Source organism: Microvirga sp. GN3 (assembly GCF_055792825.1).
Genome location: NZ_JBVVAK010000154.1, coordinates 1 through 17,346 on the forward strand (window position 1 = coordinate 1; position 17,346 = coordinate 17,346).

The following is a 17,346-nucleotide window of genomic DNA, read 5'->3' on the forward strand; positions in this document are numbered from 1 at the left end:
TGTCCGGGTCCATTGCAGGCTGGGGCGATGCTCTGATCCCGAGCCTCGATCTTGTGGTCTTCCTGTATGTGCCGACCGAGATCAGGCTGGCTCGGCTTCAGCGACGCGAACGGGCACGGTTCGGAGCGGCGCTCGATCCGGGAGGTCAGATGCACGGCCAGCATCAGGCATTCCTCCGCTGGGCCGCAGGATACGATCCAGGACTGAGCGGCGGGCGCACGCTGTGGGCCGACACGACATGGCTGAGTTACCCCCCTGTCCAGTGATGATCCTGATCGGCGAACATGGAACAGCGGAGCAGGTCAGCCGCATTTTGTTGTTCTGGCACACGCAGGCACATGAGCCTTTGAACAGTCAACTCTCAACCGCAGAGGTCTTTGCCATGATCCTGGACCGCATCGCCTATTTTCGGGAGAAGACCTTTGGCTCCACTTGCTCCCGAGACATCCCTGATTGAGCGGCTCTGGTTCACCACAGGAGCAGGAACCAAGGTGAGTGTTGCCCGTTGGGGTCGCAGTCTGAGGAGCAGCCCTCATGATCTCGGGCGACCTCGCGTTCTACATCGCGCTCGGCTTTGGTGCCCAGCTTGTGGATGGGGCCTTGGGCATGGCCTACGGCCTGATCGCCACCTCGGTCCTGCTGGCGTCGGGAGCGCCGCCCGCGCTGTCCAGCGCCAGCGTCCATGCGGCAGAGGTAGTGACCACCGGTCTGGCAGGGGCATCCCACGTCTGGCACCAGAATGTGGAGTGGCGCACGTTCCGCCGCCTTGCGGCTGCTGGTGTCTTCGGGGGTGTAATGGGCGCTTATCTACTCACCGAACTGCCAGAGAAGCCGGTGAAGGTGTTTGTCATCCTCTACCTTTTCGGCATGGCCCTCCTGATCCTGCGCCGGGTCATCAGCGGCGGTGCCGAGCGAAAGCACGTGAGGGGAACACTGCCCATTGGTGTCGCGGGCGGATTTCTGGATGCGATTGGCGGCGGGGGCTGGGGTCCTATCGTCAACTCGACCCTGATCGCCCGGGGCGAAACGCCTCGGATCAGCATCGGCTCGGTCAGCCTTGCAGAGTTCCTGGTCACAGCAGCGATTTCGGCGACCTTTGTCATGACACTCGATCTTGCGAGCTACGGGCAGGTGGTTCTGGGCCTGATCATCGGCGGGGCTCTGGCGGCCCCGTTCGCGGGCTGGTTCAGCCGGGTGCTGCCGCAGAAGGTGCTGATGAGCCTTGTCGCCCTGACCGTCAGCGCGCTTGGAGTCTACAACTTCGTTCAACTGGGCCGCTGGTAGGCGCGGACTTGGGACCAATGCTGTATTGGTCTTTGGAACCGGGACCGTTCTGCGGCTTTGGTCTCGGGCACTACCGTTCCGGGTGGGAGAGAGCGGCACGATTCTGAGCGGGTGCCATAGGCACTATGGCTCAATGTCCTGTATCTGGGCTCCTCAAGCGCGGCGTTTGCGACTTCTGGAGAGTGACATCCGCGTCCAGCGTTTGTTGCTATCCGCCCTCGGGGCAGTCCTTGTTATTAGCACTCCGGTTCTGGCGCAACCGAGCCAGACCACAGTGCCTGCCCCGCAGGCCAGTGCGGGTGGATGGATCACCCAGTTGCAGCCAGATCAATGGCAGGGTTCCAATCTGGAGGGGTTGGATGTCTACCGCGGCAACAACAGCAACAAGATCGGCGACATCGGCGACCTGATCTTCGATAGCAGCGGCAAAGTCCAGGCGGTGGTGATCGGGGTTGGCGGGTATCTGGGCATAGGCGAACGCGACGTTGCAGTGCCGTTTGACCAGATCAAGTTAATGAGCGAGCCGCTCGTCAACACCACCCGTACAACAACGGGCGAGGCTCGATTGGCGGGAACCAGCCCCGGAGGCGGCTCCGTCGCCTCACCGGCAGCGTCGGGAACGGCGGCAGTGCCAGCAGGTCCCAACAGTCTTGCCTCTTCGACCATGGCCCCGAACAACACACCTGTTCTTGGCGCACCAAGACTGTCAGGAATGGCACAAGCGGCGGCTGGCGGGAGCGGCTCCACTCCTGATCATGCCGTTCTGCTGATGAGCGTCAGTAAGAATGAGTTGCGGATGGCTCCCGAGTTCAGACGCACTCGCTGAGGTCTGCTCCCAAAGCCACAGCTTCGGGACTAACCGTGCCGGTTAGCGTAGCGCTGCTTCTTGGCGAGGTTCTTCTGCCCATCGAGCGACTTGGCTGGGGCAATCACCTCCCTGTAGCGACGGGTACGCTTCTTGAACGACGGTCTCATGCGAGCCTTACCGGCCATCGGATTCCTCCCGTTTCAGCGACTGAAGCATGAAACCGTATCAAGCCGATGGGAAACACCTCATCCCAAGTGGGTACATCAGGCTTCGGTGGCGGCGCATCCCAGCAGTGGTATGATGCCCCTGACTGCACCGGGAGACAGATCATGCGCGTCTACGTCCTCCTTGCTGCCGCCTGTCTGTGCCTGCCGGTTTCCGCCAAGGCGCAGGATAAGGCAACTATCCAAAACCTGAACGATCAGTTCGCAAGAGCCTTTAATACCGGCGATATCGCCTCGGTCGCGGCCCACTACACGGACGATGCCGCCGTTTTGCCGCCTGGAGCCGAGATGGTGACGGGCAGGAACGCGATCCTGACATTCTGGAAATCCGCCGCCGAGCAGATTGGCGATATCAAGCTGACAGCAGTGGACGTGAAGCCGCTCGGGAGCAACGCAGCCCGCGAGATCGGGACCTTCTCTCTCCGGACAAAGGGAGCGCAACCCCAGGAAATCACCGGCAAGTATGTGGTGGTCTGGGAAAAGGTTGGCGCTGACTGGAGGCTTGCGACCGACATCTGGAACACCAACAAGTAGGGCGTGACCTGCAACCTGCTGGCATCTCGGCGAGAGCCGTCGCGAGGCTCCTGCGCGGAGGCATAGTGCTTAGCCGGAACCATGGTGTATGGATTGCGTTGGATTCTGTTCTGCATGAATGGAGGCCACCATGTGCCACTATCGCGGATCATACCTGTCCGAGGACCGAGCGAAGGCTGAGGCTGATCGCCAGCGGGAGCTTGAGGCCAAACGCACCGAAGCCGTTAACAAGCTTCGGCACGAGGCCGATGCGGCGGCTCAGAAGGCTGCTTCCACACCAGCCAAAGAGCCTGTTCCGGCGAAGTAACAAGTTGGCTCTATGTCAGGAGTCCTAAAGCCGGTAACAAGAGTGGAACGACTGGAAAAGTGCCAAAGAAAAACCCGGTGCCACCCGGCACCGGGTTTGCAGGAATTCGTCCGAACGGCTGGAGCCGAGGCCGATCTGGATGATTCCGAGCCGAGCTTAAGCTGCCTTCTTCGTGCGACGGCCCTTAGCGGGAGCGGCATCTTTCACAGCGGCTTGGGCCAACGCCTTGCTCTTCTTGCGTTGCTGGCCAAGGCCCATGGTCTTGGCAAGCTCAGAGCGCGCCTTGGCGTAGTTCGGCGCAACCATGGGATAGTCGGCGGGGAGGCTCCACTTGGCACGGTATTGCTCAGGCGTCATGTCATAGGTGGTCCGCAGATGGCGCTTCAGCGACTTGAACTTCTTCCCGTCCTCCAGGCAGATGATCGCATCCGGAGTGACGGACTTCTTGATCGAGACAGCAGGCGTCAATTCGGCTGGCGGCTCCTGGTTCTGTCCCTGGGCAGTCTTCGTCAGAGCGGCATAGACCGAGTTGAGTAGTGCCGGAAGCTCGGCGGTGGGAGCAGAGTTGTTGCTGACATAAGCCGAGACGATATCGGCAGAGAGTTCGATGTAGTTCGGAGCGGTTGCGCTCTCACTCATGATGTTCTTATCCTCGGCTGCACAGGAATTGATTTTAAAAGGCGTGTCGAACAAGAGGCTGCTCTAACAGGATCAGCAGGAACGGCCCATACAGCGCAATAAACGCCTGTGATCTTCGGTTCGCCTATGCTCCTTGCTCACCTTTGGCAAGGGCCTTCTTCCGAAGGCAAGGTTGGCTAGTATCTTTATGCCCCTAAACTTTAGATTGGGATTTGTATACCTCGGAACCCTTTGAGCCGGGAAACGCTAAGCTGAAACACCTTGGTGCCGCAGCCGTTAAGTTGGCACCAGATCGCAGTCCGCGATTGGCTCGTGTGGAGAAACAGTCATGCGTGTCGAGATGAAATTCGCTGTTCTTGCAACCGCCCTCCTGCTCCCATCCATCGCCGCCGCAGACCCAGGAGGGGCCGCAGCCGGTGCTGCCGCAGGTGGTGCGGTGGGTGCAGTGGTTGGAGGTCCGGTTGGCGCTGCTGTGGGTGCTGGCGTGGGTGGGGCAACTGGTGATGCGGCCTCGGGGCCAGATCAGAAGAATGTTATCATTGAGAACCGGGATGTTGGGACAACTGGAAGCACCGGCTGCTCGACAACCACAAAACAGACCACTGACGTAACAGGCACCACCACGAAGCAGAAGACCGAGTGCTAACGAGACCTGTCAGACGGTGCCTGTTGTGGCACCGCCTGCCCACTTGTGCGGTGGCAGCCATTGTTGAAGCTGAAATATTACCTGACCTAAACGGGAGCGTTGAAGTTTCTTCCTTCGGTAGTGGCCCTCGGAACGTTGATCAGCAAGCCTTTTGATCTCGATGACCGCAGCCGTGACAAAGGCAGAGACGACGAGGAAGGTCACAACGGTGGTGAAGGTCCCTTCCTGGACTCCCGGATTCATCCCGATCAGCGGAATCAGCAGCAAAGAGATTAACGATGAATATGCGCACAAGCGCAACCGGCTCATTAGGACCTTGCCAGAAGCGGACGTGAAAGACCGTGCGTTGGCGATACCCAAGCCCCGCCACCGTACACGACGCGACAACTACGTGCGGGAATTTGCGTCTCTGATTGAGCAGCCGCGATGACAGGGACGATCATCAGGCTGCTCAATGCTGACACTTGTGCCTTTTCTCAGGTGGAAGCTGAGGTCCTGCGGCGTGTCAGCGAAGGAAGCACAATCAACACGATCTCCTCTGAACTCGGTCTAGCTGAGCCGATTGTGAAGGAGTACATCAAGTCGATCTTGAGGAAGGTCCGAATGAGAGATGTCAAGAGAACGACCGGATCGGGAGCCATAGGAGCAATGCTGAAGCAGGAATTGTTCAACGCGCTACTTGGCGGAATCGGTACTGGGCCACAGCCGTGAAGGCAAAAATCCGCAAAGGCTGATCTACGCGGCCTTTAACTCATGACTTCTCTTCTCTGTAAGCTGCGGTGACGGGCGGATCATGGATTACCCACCCAGATAGCCCAGAGGTCGCTGCTACACCTGCTTCCACTTGCACAACCTCAGCACCTCCCGCCCTGCTCCAGACTCCGACAAGAGGACAAGCTATCTGAGCGGCAGGCTGGTCGCTGTACCTGGAACATAGAGGGTATTGAGTTCCTGCCGGAAGAGAGAACTGCGCAATCGTGGAAGCCCAATGAGGGATAGCGACCATCAAGATATGGGGAACCCTGAGCCCGCACCTTTGTTGGCCCGACATATTCATCTCAATAGGCCCGACATATTCATCTCAATAGGAAGGTCAGTCTGATGATCTGTCCATTCTGCAAGCAAGAGGTCGATGAACCCTGCCAGAGTACCGCTGAGATGCAACGGCGAGCCAGCGCTCACGTCGAGCGGTGCGATAAGGCTCTTAAAAGTCTGAAAGGGATCAAGTACGGCTAACCGTGGCGGTTGGCGTAGCGCCGCTTCTTGGCGAGATTCTTCTGCCCTTCGAGCGTCTTGGCTGGGGCAATCACCTCCCTGTAGCGACGGGTACGCTTCTTGAACGACGGTCTCATGCGAGCCTTACCGGCCATGGGGCTTCTCCCTTCAGCGGATGAGCCATGAAACCACACCTGCCAAAATGATGCGAGGCGGTGCTAAGACTTCTCGCGGCTATGCACCTGAGCAGGAGGAGCGGTCGCTTCGACTGCCGTGAACGTCTCCAGAATGCGGTAGGTATGCTCAGACCCTGCGGGCACGACCCAGGAGTCCCCCGGCTCCAGCCGCACGGTCTGCCCCTCAATCTCCAATTCGGCTCGGCCTGAGATTACGTAGCCGACGACCTCGTAGTCGTGCTTGTGCATGGGTTTGTCCCGCGTGGGCTCCTCGTCGCGCCAGAGCCGCATCGACACCCGTTTCCCTGACGCAAGATACACCTCGCCTTGACTACCAATCGGCGAGTAAGCGCTGTTCACTTTTGTCACGGTCGTGTCGGTCATCTCACCCTCCTAACTCAGCCTTGCGAAGGATTATGGCAGTGAGCAGCGTCGAGGCTGATGGGTTGCAACAAAAACCCCGTCTGCGGACGGGGTAAAAGTTTCAGGAGAAACCATGCTGTGTAGGGCAATGCTGCCCCACCTGCGTCAGTTCCTGCCGCTGAAGAAAGAAAGTTGAGCCGAACGAAGGGGCTGGGCCTCCCGTTGTTATGGCGTGCGCCGCGTGGCGCAAGAACGACCGATGGAGGAACACATGTTTGCGAAGCATCTTGCGTTAGCTCTTCTTGGTACAACTCTGATTGCCGCCTCGGCTCTGGCCCAAACCAGCCCGCCCGCTGGCTCGCCGCCAGCACCTTCGGCGGGTGACCGCAGCTTCGGCGCGAATGAACCAGCACGCATGAACACGGGCAACTGGCTGACCCAGGAGCAGCCGGGGCAATGGCGGGCCTCCAAGCTTGAAGGCTTGGATGTCTACAACCAGAACAATGAGAAGATCGGCGATATCAGCGAAATGCTCGTGGACAGCAGCGGCAAAATCCAGGCGGTGGTCGTCGGCGTTGGTGGGTTCCTCGGCATCGGTGAGCGCGATGTGGCGATCCCGTTCGATCAGGTGAACTTCGTGAATGAGCCACGGGCGGTGGCAACCACAGCCACCACGACCGATCCGAATGCCCCGGCTGCTCCAAGAGCTACCGCAACGGCTCCGGGGGCGGCCAGCCCGACTGCGCCGACCACTACCGGGACAGTGGCCACGGATCGGCCTGCTGATGCGGCTGCCCGCGCGACCCCGGATCATGCGATGCTGACGACGAACATGACCAAGGATCAGTTGAAGGCGGCTCCCGAGTTCAAATATGCTCGGTAGAAGCATTGATCGTGACGGAGGGGCTTAGCGCCCCTCCAGGTTTTTGCTGTTGCCTCAGAGGCGCAAAAAACTCTTTTCGACTTGAGAGGATGCACACATCTACCCGTGGCAAATAGCGTCGTGGCGCTTCTGTGCAGGCGCAGACGCAGGTTTTGCAGCGATCACCCAGTGCCCCTGACGCCACTCCCACCAGATGCGGCCCGTGCCGATGTCGGTGACACAGCAGGGCACTGAGTTGGAGGTGATCTCGGGCATGCTCAGCCCCTCCGCGTTCACGCATGAGTCAAGTGTTAGTCGCCGTCAGGGGTTCGGTCCGGTGCCGGAATATCGGCGTCGCCATAGCCGCGCCGTCCGTGGAGTTTGACCTTCGAGGTTGATGCGGGACAGTCTTCCAGCATCCGCACGGCTTTCCAGACCGAGTTGACAACCCTCTGAATGGGACTAAGCGGCGTCTTGCTCATGATCGGTTCGCCTTCCCTAGAGGGTCGTCCGCCTGCGGGTGAAATACCAAACCGCAGCAGCGATCACGACGGCCAGCAGAATAACCCACCACCAAGTGGCGAGCCCACCCGCAGATGTTGCTGGGGCGGTCGTCTGAGCCAAAGCCAGCGAGGATGAGAGTACAAGCAGGGCGGTCCCTGCGAGCGATCCGGATAGACCATTGCGCATGTGCTCCTCCTTAGTTTCCTTCCCCATGAGTGTCGGAAGTTCGCGGAGCTAATGACGGACCACTATCTGATCCATCCGATGCTGTAGCTCGGTGAGCTTCTGAACATGGGGATTACGCTCCCGCTGGTAACGCTCCTCAAGCTGGGCAGCAAACCGCGTTTTGATGGCTTCGGGGCCTGCCCACGCCTGAAGCTGCTCTTGGTCACTGTGGTAGCAAAGTTCAATATCGGCCAGCGCTGCCAGGATGCTCTGAAGCTGAGGCAGCAAGTCGGCTGGATACCATGGACCTTGCATCGACTGGGCCGAAGCCGGTCGCGCGACAGAGGTACGCGGCATCGAACGCCCTCCCTCTTCTCAGAATGGAGGGGGAGCATAGCAGCATTCGGGTCACAGGTAACTCGGATATCGGATGAGAGACTGAGGGGTGATCAGTTTGTGTGGCTTTGACCGTGGCTCTTCTGCGAGGAAACTGGAGGGGATTCCTGAGCCTCACCGTCAACTCTCCATGATCATCTGCGCCCACCCGATGCTCCTGGTAAAGCCTGGCTTCTGAAGCACTCCGCATCACGTTGCGGGCTGGTCGCCTCATCCTGATTACAACACAACTCGCTGTGGGCTTGCGCTGAGGGTCCTATAGATCGGCAGGAGGTCGAGCGGCGGTTGGCGGCCAACCCTGGAACATGTTGGAGGGCTAATTCCGGGCTGCCCCAGCCAAGGGTGTGCCGGGAGAGAGACCACAGCGCTCCCGAAACACCTGTTGCGCGGCGGCCAGATCAGGCACCCAGGTCTCGATCCGGGCCGTCATCACACCGCGTCCCACCGCATTCAGCGACTGAAGCCCCATGGTGTGGAGCGGCCCCACGAGGCTGTCGCCTTCACCGAAGAACAGAGTGCCATCCTCCCACTCCAGCAGCACAAAGACGGTCTGGACAACGAAGCTTTGGCAAAATGGCTTGAAATCCAGAACAATCGTGCCGGTAAATCGTGGATTGCCAGGGCCGGTTACGATGAGACCCACAACGCCAACTACAAAGGCAACACACCAGAGGCCGAAGGCAAGAAGAGGCTTTGTCATCGCAGGCCCCTCGCAGGATTGGAGAGAACGCCCAGATCGACGCAGCACTGACTTCGTGAACATTATAGCCGCTTCAGTCGGCTATGTTAACGTTCCTTCTTACCCCGCCGTGCGCAAATGGTTGCCGAAATAGTCAATGCGTTCCCGTTGAGGCCCGAGCAGATCACGAGCATGATCGGCAGGAGCAGTGCTCTTGGAGGCTGAGATGCCGAGTCTTCTCGTCCATATCACCTGTGGCCCTGAGAACCCGACCAAAGCGACGCTCGCTTTTTTCGTCGCAGCGGCAGCCGTTGAGGCTGGGCATGAGGTTCATGTCTTTCTCGCTGGCGATGCGGTCCAACTGATGCGTGAGCCCGTGCGGAACGCCCTGACTGGGCTCGGGACAGGCGCGCTGCATGAACACTACTTGAAGATCATCGCGGGAGGCGGCCACCTCTACGTCTCGGGCGGCTCCTGCGCCGCCCGAGGTGTGACCGAGGATGATCTCCAAGGTGTGCCGCACGAGAAGGGAGCCCCACCCACTTTAGTGCGGCTGGTCATGGAGTGCGACCGCAGCATCGTCTACTGATGGGATCACCACCGGGGGCTGGATCGGGAGTCGTTCATGACATCATCCACAACCGTTGATCGGGTTGAGGTCCATGGCCTGGTGGACAACGTGACCGACAGCCTGTCCACCGTCCCAAGTCATGTCGAGAACGAGTGGAGCTACCTGTGGCGGAAGGGGATGAAGAAGCTGTCAGGCCGGTGCATCTGCTGTGCCGCCCATGGTCTGTCGTGTCTCATCACGGCCTATCGTGGCGAGAGCAGGCACACCATCCTCTTCGATACGGGGCCAGAGGAAGATGTCTTCGAGCGCAATGTCTCCCGATTGGAGGTCGATCTCGGCACTGTCGAAGGGATCATCCTCTCCCACGGCCATTGGGATCATGCGGGCGGGATGCTAAGGGCGCTCGATCTCATCCGCGAGCGCAGTGGCGGGCGGGAGGTCCCGTTTTACGCCCATCCCGGCATGTACGCCACACGGGCCATGAAGCAGCCGGATGGCAGCATGCGGCTGATGGAGGACATTCCCAGTGTTGAGGCCCTGACGAGTCACGGAGCGAAGGTCATCAACACAACGGAGCCGCAAAGCCTCGCAGAGGGAATGTTCTATGTCAGCAGCGAAATTCCGCGTGTGACGGCGTTCGAGCATGGCTTTCCGGGACAGCACCGGCAAACGGAAGATGGCGGCTGGGAGCCCGATCCCTTGCTCATGGACGAGCGCTGGGTCGCCGCTAACGTGAAGGACAAGGGCCTTGTCGTGTTCACGGCCTGCTCACATGCGGGGGTGGTCAATGTCCTCAAGCATGCCAAGACTGCTTTCCCGGTGTGCCGCTCCATGCCGTCGTGGGCGGCTTCCACCTCTCGGGTGGGAACGAGAAAGTCATTCCCGAGACCATCGAGGGCATGAGGGCGTTTGGCCCGACGACAATTGCCGCTGCCCATTGCACTGGGTGGCGGGCGATCATAGCTCTAACACAAGCGTTCGGCGAGCCCGTGGTCGCTCCCTCGGCTGTCGGAAAGAGATACACTTTCTGATCCAGCATGCTGCTTCCCAGCCACTCGAAGAGTGGTGCAACTGTTTTTGAGACCTCCAACGCGGCCTACCGGTTGGCCATGACAGTAGGTGTTGCCTGATCTGCAAGAGCAACCCAGGCTTTACCGTTTTCAAGCTGACACCGGACATATCCTTGCCCCTGAGGACGGCCTGATGTTCAGAAGAATCAAGTCTTACGTTTCTTTTGGGAACGAAGCGCTCGTTGTTGCAGGTCTCGCGTTCTTGTTTTGTGGGGCGGTGATCATGGGCTTCATGTAAGGCTCTCCCAAACTGATCGCGCTGCTCCGGGTGGCTGCTGTGGTGGTGATCTACATACTCACGATCAAGCCTGGGTCGTGATCGAGCCCTGATAGCGGAGACGGAATCTCAGACCCGCTGACCCGGAGGCTGCCGATGGCCTATATGATGTTTCAGTATGACCGCCCAACCGACACGCAGAACTGGAACAACTATAACCGGCATGTTCGCGACTGGATCGCCCAGCTTCTGAAGATGCCTGGAGCCGTATCCTTCATGGCCTATCGCAGCGCTCATCAGGACAGCCCAGACACGATCACGATGCTGGAGTTCGGCACCATGCAGGAGGCTCGCCAAGCCGCAATGTCTGAGCCGATGAAGCGTGTTCTCGACGAGTTGCGGACCGTTGGCGCGGTGGCCAAGGTGCTGCTGCTTGAGCGCTCGCCGTTCACGCCCGAGCCCATCCTGGCTGAAATCCAGGATTCAGAGATCGACCCAGCCACACCAGTTTGACGGCATTGCCTTGCGCTTCTCGGCCACCTCCTACCGCTGATGCAGGTCAGTTCCCCTTGATGGCGTCATGCCTGCTCCTTCCACATGGCCAATGGCCTGAAGCCGGGCGCCAATCCCGAACTGATCGAGAGTTGCTCTAGGCAAGCGAATGAACGTGCCAATCCGGTTCTTCAGGAACTCGAAGGCGCGAACAAAGGCTTGCTCCTTGTCCGCATCGGAACCTTCGACAGCGGCGGGGTCCTCGATGCCCCAATACGCGAGTGCGGGATGTCCCAGCCACACCGGACACGCCTCACCAGCCGCGCTGTCGCAGACGGTGAGCACGAAGTCTGAGCACGAAGTCCATGACAGGGGCTCCCGGAGCCGCGAACTCGTCCCAGCTTTTCGAGCGATACCCGTCTGTCGGATAGTCGTGGTCACCCAGCACCTTCAGCGCCAGCGGGTTGACGGTGCCCTTCGGCTGGCTGCCTGCCGAGTAGGCTGTGAAGCGACCCGCGCCATCCTTGCGCAGAATGCCTTCCGCCAGGATCGACCGGGCTGAGTTGCCGGTGCAGAGGAACAAAACATTGTAGGTTCGCTCGGTCATGGGTGGCCTCTCTGTAACGGAGATTGCAACTCGGCCCCGTGCTCCGAAGCGTCAAGCCCCTGCCGCTGAAGTGCTGGTTTTACAAAGCCGGTGGCCTTCCCCGCTTGGGGCCGAAGGAGCGTGCAGGTGTACCTGGGAACAGCGACACGTGCGTGTGCTGGGCGACCCACTCCTCACCCACAGCCTGCCGCCCGAGCACCACCGTCGCTCGTCCGGGCCGATCAAACGCCTTGCCGTCCTCGGTGTAGCCGGTGGACTCGAACACCGCCATGCCGACCGCCGTGAGGCGGTCGCCCGAGATGAGGGTGCGCAGATCATCAAGACGCCACCGGAACTGGTCGATCTGGCCCCAGACGTGACGCCACTGCTCTCGTTCGGTCGCCTCGCGCCCCATCGTGAACGCTGTGAAGGAGCCGAAGGTGATCATGTCTTCGGCAAAGAGCGGGCGGGAGCCCGCGAAATCCACCGTTTGAATACAGACCTGGAGCTTCTGAAACCAGCGGCGGATCAGGGCAACATCCTCGTCGTGCTCAGCCATGACGGCCTCCTGGAACTGAGGCTTGCGGGCCGATGGTGCGCGTGGCCTCGCAGAGGGTCAAGCCGTCCGCAGACTTCAGGTGCGCGACCGAATGGGCTGGCTGACGGGCAACCGTAGGTGTATGGTGAAGCTGTAGCCAAGGTGGAGCGAGGCCATGACCACAGCCGCTCGCCAACACAGCCAGCCCGCCCTCAGTGACACTGATCGCAGCCGCTCTGCACGGGGCAAACGGATGCGGCTGCGTCATATCCATCCGCTCTCGCACGCGCAGCAACTGGCCCTTGTGGAGGAGGTCCGCGCAGGCCGCCGCTCGAAGGATATGCGAGACCAGCTTTCCGCCTTCCTGCCGCACCTGCGGAACTTTGCGCTGCATCTCACCCGCGATCCGGTCCGGAGTGATGACCTCGTGCAGAGTACCGTCCTGCGGGCTTGGGCAAACCTGGATCACTTCCAGCCCGGCACCAACCTGGAGGCGTGGCTGTTCACCATTCTGCGCAACAGCTTCTACTCGGAGCATCGTAAGCACAGACGCGAGATTGAAGACCCGGACAGCGGCTTTGCCAGACGCCTGATGGTTCATCCTGAACAGGAAACCAAGCTGATGCTGGACGACCTTCAACAGGCGCTGTCGCGTCTGCCGCCCGAGCAGCGCGAGGCTCTCCTCCTGGTGGCCAAGCACGGCGAGACCTATGCGGATGTGGCGGCTCTCTGCGGTGTCGCGGAGGGCACGATCAAGAGCCGGGTGAACCGGGCTCGCACCCAGCTTGTAGCAATATTGCAGATGGAGAACCGGCACGATTTCGGCCCGGATTGGGTGATGCAAGCCGCGCTGCAGCAGCCGAAGGCCACAGCTTCCATGTGAAACCGTCCCTGATTTCCAGAGTGGAGGGTCACATGTCCACTTCGAAGGTAGACAAACCGGGGCAGGAGAAGGTCGCCCAAGGCGAAGCCCAGGAGCCGACTTCCGCTTTCCTCAAGCCATTACGGCCCTCGCCGGAACTGGCGGCTATCGTGGGCTCAGACCCCTTACCGCGCCCGGAGGTGGTGAGCAAGGTCTGGGACTACATCAAGACACACAAGCTCCAGAACCCGCAGAACAAGCGCGAGATCATGGCGGACGAGAAGCTTCAGGCGGTGTTCGGAGGCAAGAACAAGGTCAGCATGTTCGAGATGAACAAGCACCTCAAGTGAAATGCGGTAAACGGCAAGCTATGCAAGCTTCTGGGGATAGTGATCTGAGTGGTGGGTTATCGCTGAGCCACTCGCCTCAGTTCAGCGGCGTGAACTCGCTCGCGGAGCGCAGCGTTGCGCAGGTAACGGGCCGCAGACCGCAGGCGGGTGGCCTCATCCGTTTGATGCTGATCTTCTAGTCGCTTGACCTTAAGTTCAAGCCGCGCAACAGCCCGCTCCCGACATTCGGCCCAATGCTCAAGGACCTGTGCCTGCTGAAGCAACCCCGGATGATGGCAGAGTTCGATCATCTGCACACCAAACATATTCGTTTAGAACAGAGTGATCCTGACAGAGGTTTGCGTCGGAACAGGGGCCACCGGAGCATCATTCTCGCGACCTGACAATGGAGCGGGAGCTTCGCGACTGCGAGCAGCGAGTATCCCTGCATCGCACAACCGTCCCTTTCAGAGATCGGCGATAGCGCGATGCTATACGGGATCAATAAAGCGGATTCCAATCAGCTTGCCCCGTCCTCCTGCTCCCGCAGCCGCTGGATGAGGAAGGCAAGTTCTTCCGGAAGGGGTTCGTTTAAGGCGACCGGGTTCTGAGACCGAAGGCAACGTCCAATCTCGGCAGTAAGCTCGGCTGGCGTCAACGAGCCTCTGGATAGGTTACGCGATCCTAAAGAACTGTCAGCCTTCGCAGCATCAGGCTCGCCATCATCCGGTGTATCCGCAGCCATCGCGATCTTCCGGCTGCCCCAAGCCCGCGAAATCCGTTCATCCGTTGTGAGGGACAACCCGCAGCAGGAGGTCCAGTTTCCGCAAAACGGTTTACATAGGTTAAGAAAAGTGGGAACGTGGCCGCCAACTGAGTGCTGGTCATCATCGAGCATCTGTGCGGCTCCAAGCCCTGATGGAGGGCTCCGATCATCCTCAGTTGTCATCACAGGTTCAGTCCGAGCGCGAGTACCGGTGAGGTTTCGAGGCGAGGTGTCCCATGGCGCACAAGTTCCAGGTTGGTCAGACGGTTCTCCCGGCCCATCCCAGGCGAACCAATCCCGATACATACGTGATTGTTCAGGCGCTGCCTGAAACATCGCACGGGTCTCAATACCGGATCAGGGCGCTGTCGAGTGCTACCGAATGCGTCGTCGGCGAGACGCAGATCAAGGCGATGAAAACAGAGCCAAGGCTCTCGTGAAGCTCTCACCCCGGCAAGGAGGAGCCATGCCTGTAGACCCGCCGCCGAAGCCAAGATCGTGAGATGGCTCCAGTGAGTGGACTTTTCGCTCGTATGCTGAATTGGATAGCCGTCGTGGTCGGTATCGGCTTGTGCTGGTGGGCGGTCATGCTCTTCGTCTAGGGATGGAACTGATCGCCAGCGGGAGCGCGAGGCCAGACACCCATGGTGCTTGACCTGAGCAAAGAGCAACTGGGCGTTCTCAGGCGCGCCCTCGAAGCGAGAGTACGTGACATGCACACGCGCTTGGGAGGCGACCCTGGCGATGAGGGCTTCCGGCGCGAAGCAACCCTCGCGACACAGCTTCTTCGGCAGGTCGAAGCTCTGGAAAGACAGGCTGGTCACCGCGCCTGGAGCATAGGTGATGTGGAATCATTCCCCGAAGAAGACGAGAACTGAGGGGACAAGCCGTGTGGCTGGGCTTCCCTTCGTCGTGCTGTCTAAACTGATCGGCCTCGCCAAGCGGTTCTCACGATCACCAACTCAATCCCGCTCTCATCGAAGGGTCATACGTGGGCGGGGTCCTCCTCGACCAGGGTACGAATGAGGCGCAGCAGTTCCTGCTGTTCCGGACTTGCGCCGCGTCCCAGGAAAGCCGCGATCTCCTCATGTTCCACTTGCCCTCCAGAAGCTACATTGGCTTCGTGACGGATGAACACAGCGCCTGAAGGGTCTGCAATCAAGTACCAGCGGTCACCGCTTGAGCTTTCGTAGAGCTTACGCACCTTTTTCATGCGAGTTCCTGTCGGATGGATATAGCGCGCTTATTGTACCTATTAGACAGAAGGCAGAAAGTGTCCTCTGCGTGGTCTAAAGTTGCCTTATGGGAACTTGAGCCGCATCTTCAAAACGGTCTGGGAAGGGCAAGGTTACCCAGATCAATTTGGGTCTATCAGTTCGACAGGCTCCACAGGATGGATAGCCGAGATGGCATGCTTATAGACGACCTGTGTGCCATTGCCTCGGACAAGCTGGACGGTGAAGTTATCAAACGATCTGATCTGACCCTGGAGCCTGATCCCATTCACGAGAAACATCGTCACCTCGATCCTGTGGTCGCGGAGATGCTTCAGGAATGTGTCTTGGAGAGTTGAGGTGCTTTGTGCGGCCATTGCCTATTCCTGTTGGAAGAACACTGCACCAGAGCGGACCATCGCTGTCAAAGGCATTGAGGCCGACCGGCCCATAATGGCTCCTCTTGCGGAGGATTAAGACTCCTGCTGGGTGACATTCTGCCCGTCAAAATTCGCCTGGATGATGCTGCTATCCTCTTCGCGCGAGGACACCTTCAATGAGCTTGATGCACCACGGACGATAATCTTTCCATCCTCCAGATAGGCGTGACCGGCACTCACCACGGTCGCTGGAACAGACCGAGCCATGTGGGCGTGCTGCATGAACTCGGGGAAGAGCAGCGGGAGCAACTCGCGCCGTTAAGTCGGAGCATGACATGCTTCACATGACATACTTCATAGGCATAGAGCCCTCCCGGTCGAGTCGCGGCAACAGTCTGGGTAGTAAGATAGGAGGGCCTTTGACAATAACTGAGGCCAGTACCCCTTGGCCCCGTTTATCGCCGAACGGATATCCCTTTGTTTGAGAAGAAGCAGAGCTATACACCCACAGAAGCCATGCGAGCGTATGAGCAACTGGATCGGCTTGTCGCCAAAAGACCATCAATCCGCGACAGGCCAGTGCTTATAGGCGACACATCACCAGCCGAGTTGAGGTCACACTGAAGCCGTCCTACACCGCACAGGCGGCACGGCGAGCCAAAGCCGAGATCGGGAGGCTGACCGAAGCTGGGGCAATCACCATGAAGGCGGCAGCAGCGTACCGACCACACATCACCAAGCGCGCTCGGGCAGCTTGATTGCACGGGATTACTCTCTCGGCTTAACGAGCGACAGCCTGAATGTTCTGCGGCAGTCTACCCACTCACCAGCGCCGCCTCGGCCAGATCGTCAGGTTCGTGTCCTGCATCACCCGTGAGGTCCTGGAGCAATGCGCGCTTGACTGAGCGCGGTAGACCCGACCTTGACGGTGCCGACCGGGCCAACATTGCTAAGTCTGCTCACGCCCATGCACCTGAGCAGGAGGAGCGGTCGCTTCCACGGCGGTGAATGTCTCCAGAATGCGGTAGGTATGCTCAGCCCCAGCGGGCACCACCCAGGAGTCCCCCGGCTCCAGCCGCACGGTCTGCCCCTCGATCTCCAGTTCGGCCCGTCCGGAGATCACGTAGCCAACCACCTCATACTCGTGCTTACGGCTGGGTTTGTCCTGGGTGGGCGGCTCGTCGCGCCACAGGCGCATGGACATCCGCTTGCCTGATGCGAGATAGACCTCGCCCTGGTCGCCTTTGGGGGAGTAGGCACTGCTCACCTTGGTCACGGTCGTGTCGGTCATCTCACCCTCCTGTGCTCAGCCTAAAAATGGTGCTCCCACTCCCGGACCTCCTGCGCCCGTCCCAGCGGAGCTTCAAATGACGCCGGAACTGCTTCCAGTGCGCTTGGACGTGACCCCAACTCATGATCGCCTCCTGGAGGTCTGCTGGAAGCAAACTACATAGACAGAAGAAGTTCCGCACGGACTGAGAACGGCACATCTCGGGACCGCTCACCTGGAGACCTGACA

The 17,346-nt window shown here is 59.7% G+C and carries 29 protein-coding genes and 1 pseudogene; 15 read left to right on the forward strand and 15 right to left on the reverse strand.

Annotation, left to right across the window (positions count from 1 at the left end; genetic code table 11):
- From ACS5Q1_RS38790 to ACS5Q1_RS38805, 4 genes are all read left to right on the forward strand, one after another.
- Positions 1–266: P-loop NTPase family protein (locus ACS5Q1_RS38790; protein WP_473103236.1), on the forward strand; the 266-nt coding region annotated here is incomplete at its 5' end.
- A complete protein-coding gene (locus ACS5Q1_RS38795; protein ID WP_473103237.1) occupies positions 263–457 on the forward strand; it encodes a hypothetical protein in 195 nt (64 codons plus the stop codon). The genes ACS5Q1_RS38790 and ACS5Q1_RS38795, both read left to right, overlap by 4 nt.
- Before the next feature lie 77 nt (positions 458–534).
- Positions 535–1,284 (forward strand): sulfite exporter TauE/SafE family protein, encoded by a 750-nt coding sequence (locus ACS5Q1_RS38800; protein WP_473103238.1) that lies wholly within the window; start codon positions 535–537, stop codon positions 1,282–1,284.
- A 316-nt stretch (positions 1,285–1,600) separates the two neighbouring features.
- Entirely contained in the window at positions 1,601–2,110 is a 510-nt protein-coding gene (locus tag ACS5Q1_RS38805; RefSeq protein WP_473103239.1) for a PRC-barrel domain-containing protein, read from the forward strand.
- A gap of 29 nt (positions 2,111–2,139) precedes the next feature.
- Here ACS5Q1_RS38805 and ACS5Q1_RS38810 read toward each other — a convergent pair whose 3' ends face one another.
- Positions 2,140–2,277 carry a hypothetical protein gene (locus tag ACS5Q1_RS38810; protein WP_473103240.1) on the reverse strand — a complete coding sequence of 46 codons (138 nt, stop codon included), beginning with the start codon at positions 2,275–2,277 and terminating at the stop codon, positions 2,140–2,142.
- A gap of 144 nt (positions 2,278–2,421) precedes the next feature.
- Between ACS5Q1_RS38810 and ACS5Q1_RS38815 the strand changes: the two genes are divergently transcribed.
- Complete coding sequence (locus tag ACS5Q1_RS38815; protein WP_473103241.1) at positions 2,422–2,850, forward strand: YybH family protein; 429 nt, start codon at positions 2,422–2,424, stop codon at positions 2,848–2,850.
- A 130-nt stretch (positions 2,851–2,980) separates the two neighbouring features.
- Complete coding sequence (locus ACS5Q1_RS38820; RefSeq protein ID WP_473103242.1) at positions 2,981–3,157, forward strand: hypothetical protein; 177 nt, start codon at positions 2,981–2,983, stop codon at positions 3,155–3,157.
- 156 nt (positions 3,158–3,313) lie between these two features.
- On the opposite strand, the gene ACS5Q1_RS38825 is transcribed toward ACS5Q1_RS38820, so the two are convergent.
- Positions 3,314–3,796: a Ros/MucR family transcriptional regulator gene (locus ACS5Q1_RS38825; RefSeq protein WP_473103243.1), complete on the reverse strand. Its 483-nt coding sequence runs from the start codon at positions 3,794–3,796 to the stop codon at positions 3,314–3,316.
- A 328-nt stretch (positions 3,797–4,124) separates the two neighbouring features.
- On the opposite strand from ACS5Q1_RS38825, the gene ACS5Q1_RS38830 reads away from it, so the two are divergent.
- Entirely contained in the window at positions 4,125–4,442 is a 318-nt protein-coding gene (locus tag ACS5Q1_RS38830; protein ID WP_473103244.1) for a hypothetical protein, read from the forward strand.
- 9 nt (positions 4,443–4,451) lie between these two features.
- Here ACS5Q1_RS38830 and ACS5Q1_RS38835 read toward each other — a convergent pair whose 3' ends face one another.
- Entirely contained in the window at positions 4,452–4,751 is a 300-nt protein-coding gene (locus ACS5Q1_RS38835) for a hypothetical protein (RefSeq protein WP_473103245.1), read from the reverse strand.
- A gap of 117 nt (positions 4,752–4,868) precedes the next feature.
- On the opposite strand from ACS5Q1_RS38835, the gene ACS5Q1_RS38840 reads away from it, so the two are divergent.
- On the forward strand, positions 4,869–5,153 hold the full coding sequence (locus tag ACS5Q1_RS38840) for a LuxR C-terminal-related transcriptional regulator (RefSeq protein ID WP_473103246.1): 285 nt from the start codon (positions 4,869–4,871) through the stop codon (positions 5,151–5,153).
- Positions 5,154–5,674: 521 nt separating this feature from the next.
- Here ACS5Q1_RS38840 and ACS5Q1_RS38845 read toward each other — a convergent pair.
- Together ACS5Q1_RS38845 and ACS5Q1_RS38850 are read right to left on the reverse strand one after the other, a co-directional pair.
- The gene (locus ACS5Q1_RS38845) at positions 5,675–5,812 is read right to left on the reverse strand and encodes a hypothetical protein (protein ID WP_473103247.1); all 138 of its coding nucleotides are present in this window, start codon (positions 5,810–5,812) and stop codon (positions 5,675–5,677) included.
- Positions 5,813–5,875: 63 nt separating this feature from the next.
- On the reverse strand, positions 5,876–6,217 hold the full coding sequence (locus ACS5Q1_RS38850) for a cupin domain-containing protein (protein ID WP_473103248.1): 342 nt from the start codon (positions 6,215–6,217) through the stop codon (positions 5,876–5,878).
- 250 nt (positions 6,218–6,467) lie between these two features.
- Between ACS5Q1_RS38850 and ACS5Q1_RS38855 the strand changes: the two genes are divergently transcribed.
- Positions 6,468–7,079, forward strand: a complete 612-nt coding sequence (locus ACS5Q1_RS38855; RefSeq protein WP_473103249.1) for a PRC-barrel domain-containing protein — start codon at positions 6,468–6,470, stop codon at positions 7,077–7,079.
- Between the two features lie 290 nt (positions 7,080–7,369).
- Here ACS5Q1_RS38855 and ACS5Q1_RS38860 read toward each other — a convergent pair whose 3' ends face one another.
- The 4 genes from ACS5Q1_RS38860 to ACS5Q1_RS38875 form a co-directional block, all read right to left on the reverse strand.
- On the reverse strand, positions 7,370–7,540 hold the full coding sequence (locus ACS5Q1_RS38860) for a hypothetical protein (RefSeq protein ID WP_473103250.1): 171 nt from the start codon (positions 7,538–7,540) through the stop codon (positions 7,370–7,372).
- Between the two features lie 16 nt (positions 7,541–7,556).
- Entirely contained in the window at positions 7,557–7,748 is a 192-nt protein-coding gene (locus ACS5Q1_RS38865) for a hypothetical protein (protein ID WP_473103251.1), read from the reverse strand.
- Positions 7,749–7,796: 48 nt separating this feature from the next.
- Entirely contained in the window at positions 7,797–8,084 is a 288-nt protein-coding gene (locus tag ACS5Q1_RS38870) for a hypothetical protein (RefSeq protein WP_473103252.1), read from the reverse strand.
- A gap of 355 nt (positions 8,085–8,439) precedes the next feature.
- Positions 8,440–8,823 carry a hypothetical protein gene (locus tag ACS5Q1_RS38875; RefSeq protein WP_473103253.1) on the reverse strand — a complete coding sequence of 128 codons (384 nt, stop codon included), beginning with the start codon at positions 8,821–8,823 and terminating at the stop codon, positions 8,440–8,442.
- A 205-nt stretch (positions 8,824–9,028) separates the two neighbouring features.
- On the opposite strand from ACS5Q1_RS38875, the gene ACS5Q1_RS38880 reads away from it, so the two are divergent.
- The 3 genes from ACS5Q1_RS38880 (at position 9,029) to ACS5Q1_RS38890 (ending at position 11,173) form a co-directional block, all read left to right on the forward strand.
- A complete protein-coding gene (locus ACS5Q1_RS38880; RefSeq protein WP_473103254.1) occupies positions 9,029–9,391 on the forward strand; it encodes a DsrE family protein in 363 nt (120 codons plus the stop codon).
- Between the two features lie 36 nt (positions 9,392–9,427).
- Complete coding sequence (locus tag ACS5Q1_RS38885) at positions 9,428–10,276, forward strand: MBL fold metallo-hydrolase (protein ID WP_473103255.1); 849 nt, start codon at positions 9,428–9,430, stop codon at positions 10,274–10,276.
- A 540-nt stretch (positions 10,277–10,816) separates the two neighbouring features.
- Positions 10,817–11,173 (forward strand): hypothetical protein, encoded by a 357-nt coding sequence (locus ACS5Q1_RS38890; RefSeq protein WP_473103256.1) that lies wholly within the window; start codon positions 10,817–10,819, stop codon positions 11,171–11,173.
- 30 nt (positions 11,174–11,203) lie between these two features.
- On the opposite strand, the pseudogene ACS5Q1_RS38895 reads toward ACS5Q1_RS38890, so the two are convergent.
- Both ACS5Q1_RS38895 and ACS5Q1_RS38900 read right to left on the reverse strand, forming a co-directional pair.
- A pseudogene (locus ACS5Q1_RS38895) lies at positions 11,204–11,759 on the reverse strand (arsenate reductase ArsC).
- Positions 11,760–11,838: 79 nt separating this feature from the next.
- Positions 11,839–12,297, reverse strand: coding sequence for a YybH family protein (locus tag ACS5Q1_RS38900; RefSeq protein ID WP_473103257.1), 459 nt, complete (start codon positions 12,295–12,297; stop codon positions 11,839–11,841).
- A 154-nt stretch (positions 12,298–12,451) separates the two neighbouring features.
- Here ACS5Q1_RS38900 and ACS5Q1_RS38905 point away from each other — a divergent pair, with 154 nt between their 5' ends.
- From ACS5Q1_RS38905 to ACS5Q1_RS38915, 3 genes are all read left to right on the forward strand, one after another.
- A complete protein-coding gene (locus ACS5Q1_RS38905; RefSeq protein WP_473103258.1) occupies positions 12,452–13,159 on the forward strand; it encodes a sigma-70 family RNA polymerase sigma factor in 708 nt (235 codons plus the stop codon).
- A 32-nt stretch (positions 13,160–13,191) separates the two neighbouring features.
- Positions 13,192–13,488 (forward strand): SWIB/MDM2 domain-containing protein, encoded by a 297-nt coding sequence (locus tag ACS5Q1_RS38910; protein WP_473103259.1) that lies wholly within the window; start codon positions 13,192–13,194, stop codon positions 13,486–13,488.
- A 981-nt stretch (positions 13,489–14,469) separates the two neighbouring features.
- Positions 14,470–14,673 carry a hypothetical protein gene (locus ACS5Q1_RS38915; protein ID WP_473103260.1) on the forward strand — a complete coding sequence of 68 codons (204 nt, stop codon included), beginning with the start codon at positions 14,470–14,472 and terminating at the stop codon, positions 14,671–14,673.
- 545 nt (positions 14,674–15,218) lie between these two features.
- On the opposite strand, the gene ACS5Q1_RS38920 is transcribed toward ACS5Q1_RS38915, so the two are convergent.
- The 4 genes from ACS5Q1_RS38920 to ACS5Q1_RS38935 all read right to left on the reverse strand — a co-directional run bounded on the left by ACS5Q1_RS38920 (position 15,219) and on the right by ACS5Q1_RS38935 (position 17,118).
- The gene (locus tag ACS5Q1_RS38920; protein ID WP_473103261.1) at positions 15,219–15,446 is read right to left on the reverse strand and encodes a hypothetical protein; all 228 of its coding nucleotides are present in this window, start codon (positions 15,444–15,446) and stop codon (positions 15,219–15,221) included.
- Positions 15,447–15,590: 144 nt separating this feature from the next.
- Positions 15,591–15,824 (reverse strand): RNA chaperone Hfq, encoded by a 234-nt coding sequence (gene hfq / locus ACS5Q1_RS38925; protein ID WP_473103262.1) that lies wholly within the window; start codon positions 15,822–15,824, stop codon positions 15,591–15,593.
- 96 nt (positions 15,825–15,920) lie between these two features.
- Positions 15,921–16,094 (reverse strand): hypothetical protein, encoded by a 174-nt coding sequence (locus ACS5Q1_RS38930; protein WP_473103263.1) that lies wholly within the window; start codon positions 16,092–16,094, stop codon positions 15,921–15,923.
- 682 nt (positions 16,095–16,776) lie between these two features.
- On the reverse strand, positions 16,777–17,118 hold the full coding sequence (locus ACS5Q1_RS38935; RefSeq protein ID WP_473103264.1) for a cupin domain-containing protein: 342 nt from the start codon (positions 17,116–17,118) through the stop codon (positions 16,777–16,779).
- Between the last annotated feature and the right edge of the window lie 228 nt (positions 17,119–17,346).

Coding starts and splice junctions, on each gene's coding strand:
- ACS5Q1_RS38800 (WP_473103238.1), top strand. CDS start 535: ATGATCTCGGGCGACCTCGCGTTCTACATCGCGCTCGGCTTTGGTGCC.
- ACS5Q1_RS38810 (WP_473103240.1), bottom strand. CDS start 2,277: ATGGCCGGTAAGGCTCGCATGAGACCGTCGTTCAAGAAGCGTACCCGT.
- ACS5Q1_RS38815 (WP_473103241.1), top strand. CDS start 2,422: ATGCGCGTCTACGTCCTCCTTGCTGCCGCCTGTCTGTGCCTGCCGGTT.
- ACS5Q1_RS38820 (WP_473103242.1), top strand. CDS start 2,981: ATGTGCCACTATCGCGGATCATACCTGTCCGAGGACCGAGCGAAGGCT.
- ACS5Q1_RS38825 (WP_473103243.1), bottom strand. CDS start 3,796: ATGAGTGAGAGCGCAACCGCTCCGAACTACATCGAACTCTCTGCCGAT.
- ACS5Q1_RS38830 (WP_473103244.1), top strand. CDS start 4,125: ATGCGTGTCGAGATGAAATTCGCTGTTCTTGCAACCGCCCTCCTGCTC.
- ACS5Q1_RS38835 (WP_473103245.1), bottom strand. CDS start 4,751: ATGAGCCGGTTGCGCTTGTGCGCATATTCATCGTTAATCTCTTTGCTG.
- ACS5Q1_RS38840 (WP_473103246.1), top strand. CDS start 4,869: ATGACAGGGACGATCATCAGGCTGCTCAATGCTGACACTTGTGCCTTT.
- ACS5Q1_RS38845 (WP_473103247.1), bottom strand. CDS start 5,812: ATGGCCGGTAAGGCTCGCATGAGACCGTCGTTCAAGAAGCGTACCCGT.
- ACS5Q1_RS38850 (WP_473103248.1), bottom strand. CDS start 6,217: ATGACCGACACGACCGTGACAAAAGTGAACAGCGCTTACTCGCCGATT.
- ACS5Q1_RS38855 (WP_473103249.1), top strand. CDS start 6,468: ATGTTTGCGAAGCATCTTGCGTTAGCTCTTCTTGGTACAACTCTGATT.
- ACS5Q1_RS38860 (WP_473103250.1), bottom strand. CDS start 7,540: ATGAGCAAGACGCCGCTTAGTCCCATTCAGAGGGTTGTCAACTCGGTC.
- ACS5Q1_RS38865 (WP_473103251.1), bottom strand. CDS start 7,748: ATGCGCAATGGTCTATCCGGATCGCTCGCAGGGACCGCCCTGCTTGTA.
- ACS5Q1_RS38870 (WP_473103252.1), bottom strand. CDS start 8,084: ATGCCGCGTACCTCTGTCGCGCGACCGGCTTCGGCCCAGTCGATGCAA.
- ACS5Q1_RS38875 (WP_473103253.1), bottom strand. CDS start 8,823: ATGACAAAGCCTCTTCTTGCCTTCGGCCTCTGGTGTGTTGCCTTTGTA.
- ACS5Q1_RS38880 (WP_473103254.1), top strand. CDS start 9,029: ATGCCGAGTCTTCTCGTCCATATCACCTGTGGCCCTGAGAACCCGACC.
- ACS5Q1_RS38885 (WP_473103255.1), top strand. CDS start 9,428: ATGACATCATCCACAACCGTTGATCGGGTTGAGGTCCATGGCCTGGTG.
- ACS5Q1_RS38890 (WP_473103256.1), top strand. CDS start 10,817: ATGGCCTATATGATGTTTCAGTATGACCGCCCAACCGACACGCAGAAC.
- ACS5Q1_RS38900 (WP_473103257.1), bottom strand. CDS start 12,297: ATGGCTGAGCACGACGAGGATGTTGCCCTGATCCGCCGCTGGTTTCAG.
- ACS5Q1_RS38905 (WP_473103258.1), top strand. CDS start 12,452: ATGACCACAGCCGCTCGCCAACACAGCCAGCCCGCCCTCAGTGACACT.
- ACS5Q1_RS38910 (WP_473103259.1), top strand. CDS start 13,192: ATGTCCACTTCGAAGGTAGACAAACCGGGGCAGGAGAAGGTCGCCCAA.
- ACS5Q1_RS38915 (WP_473103260.1), top strand. CDS start 14,470: ATGGCGCACAAGTTCCAGGTTGGTCAGACGGTTCTCCCGGCCCATCCC.
- ACS5Q1_RS38920 (WP_473103261.1), bottom strand. CDS start 15,446: ATGAAAAAGGTGCGTAAGCTCTACGAAAGCTCAAGCGGTGACCGCTGG.
- hfq (WP_473103262.1), bottom strand. CDS start 15,824: ATGGCCGCACAAAGCACCTCAACTCTCCAAGACACATTCCTGAAGCAT.
- ACS5Q1_RS38930 (WP_473103263.1), bottom strand. CDS start 16,094: ATGGCTCGGTCTGTTCCAGCGACCGTGGTGAGTGCCGGTCACGCCTAT.
- ACS5Q1_RS38935 (WP_473103264.1), bottom strand. CDS start 17,118: ATGACCGACACGACCGTGACCAAGGTGAGCAGTGCCTACTCCCCCAAA.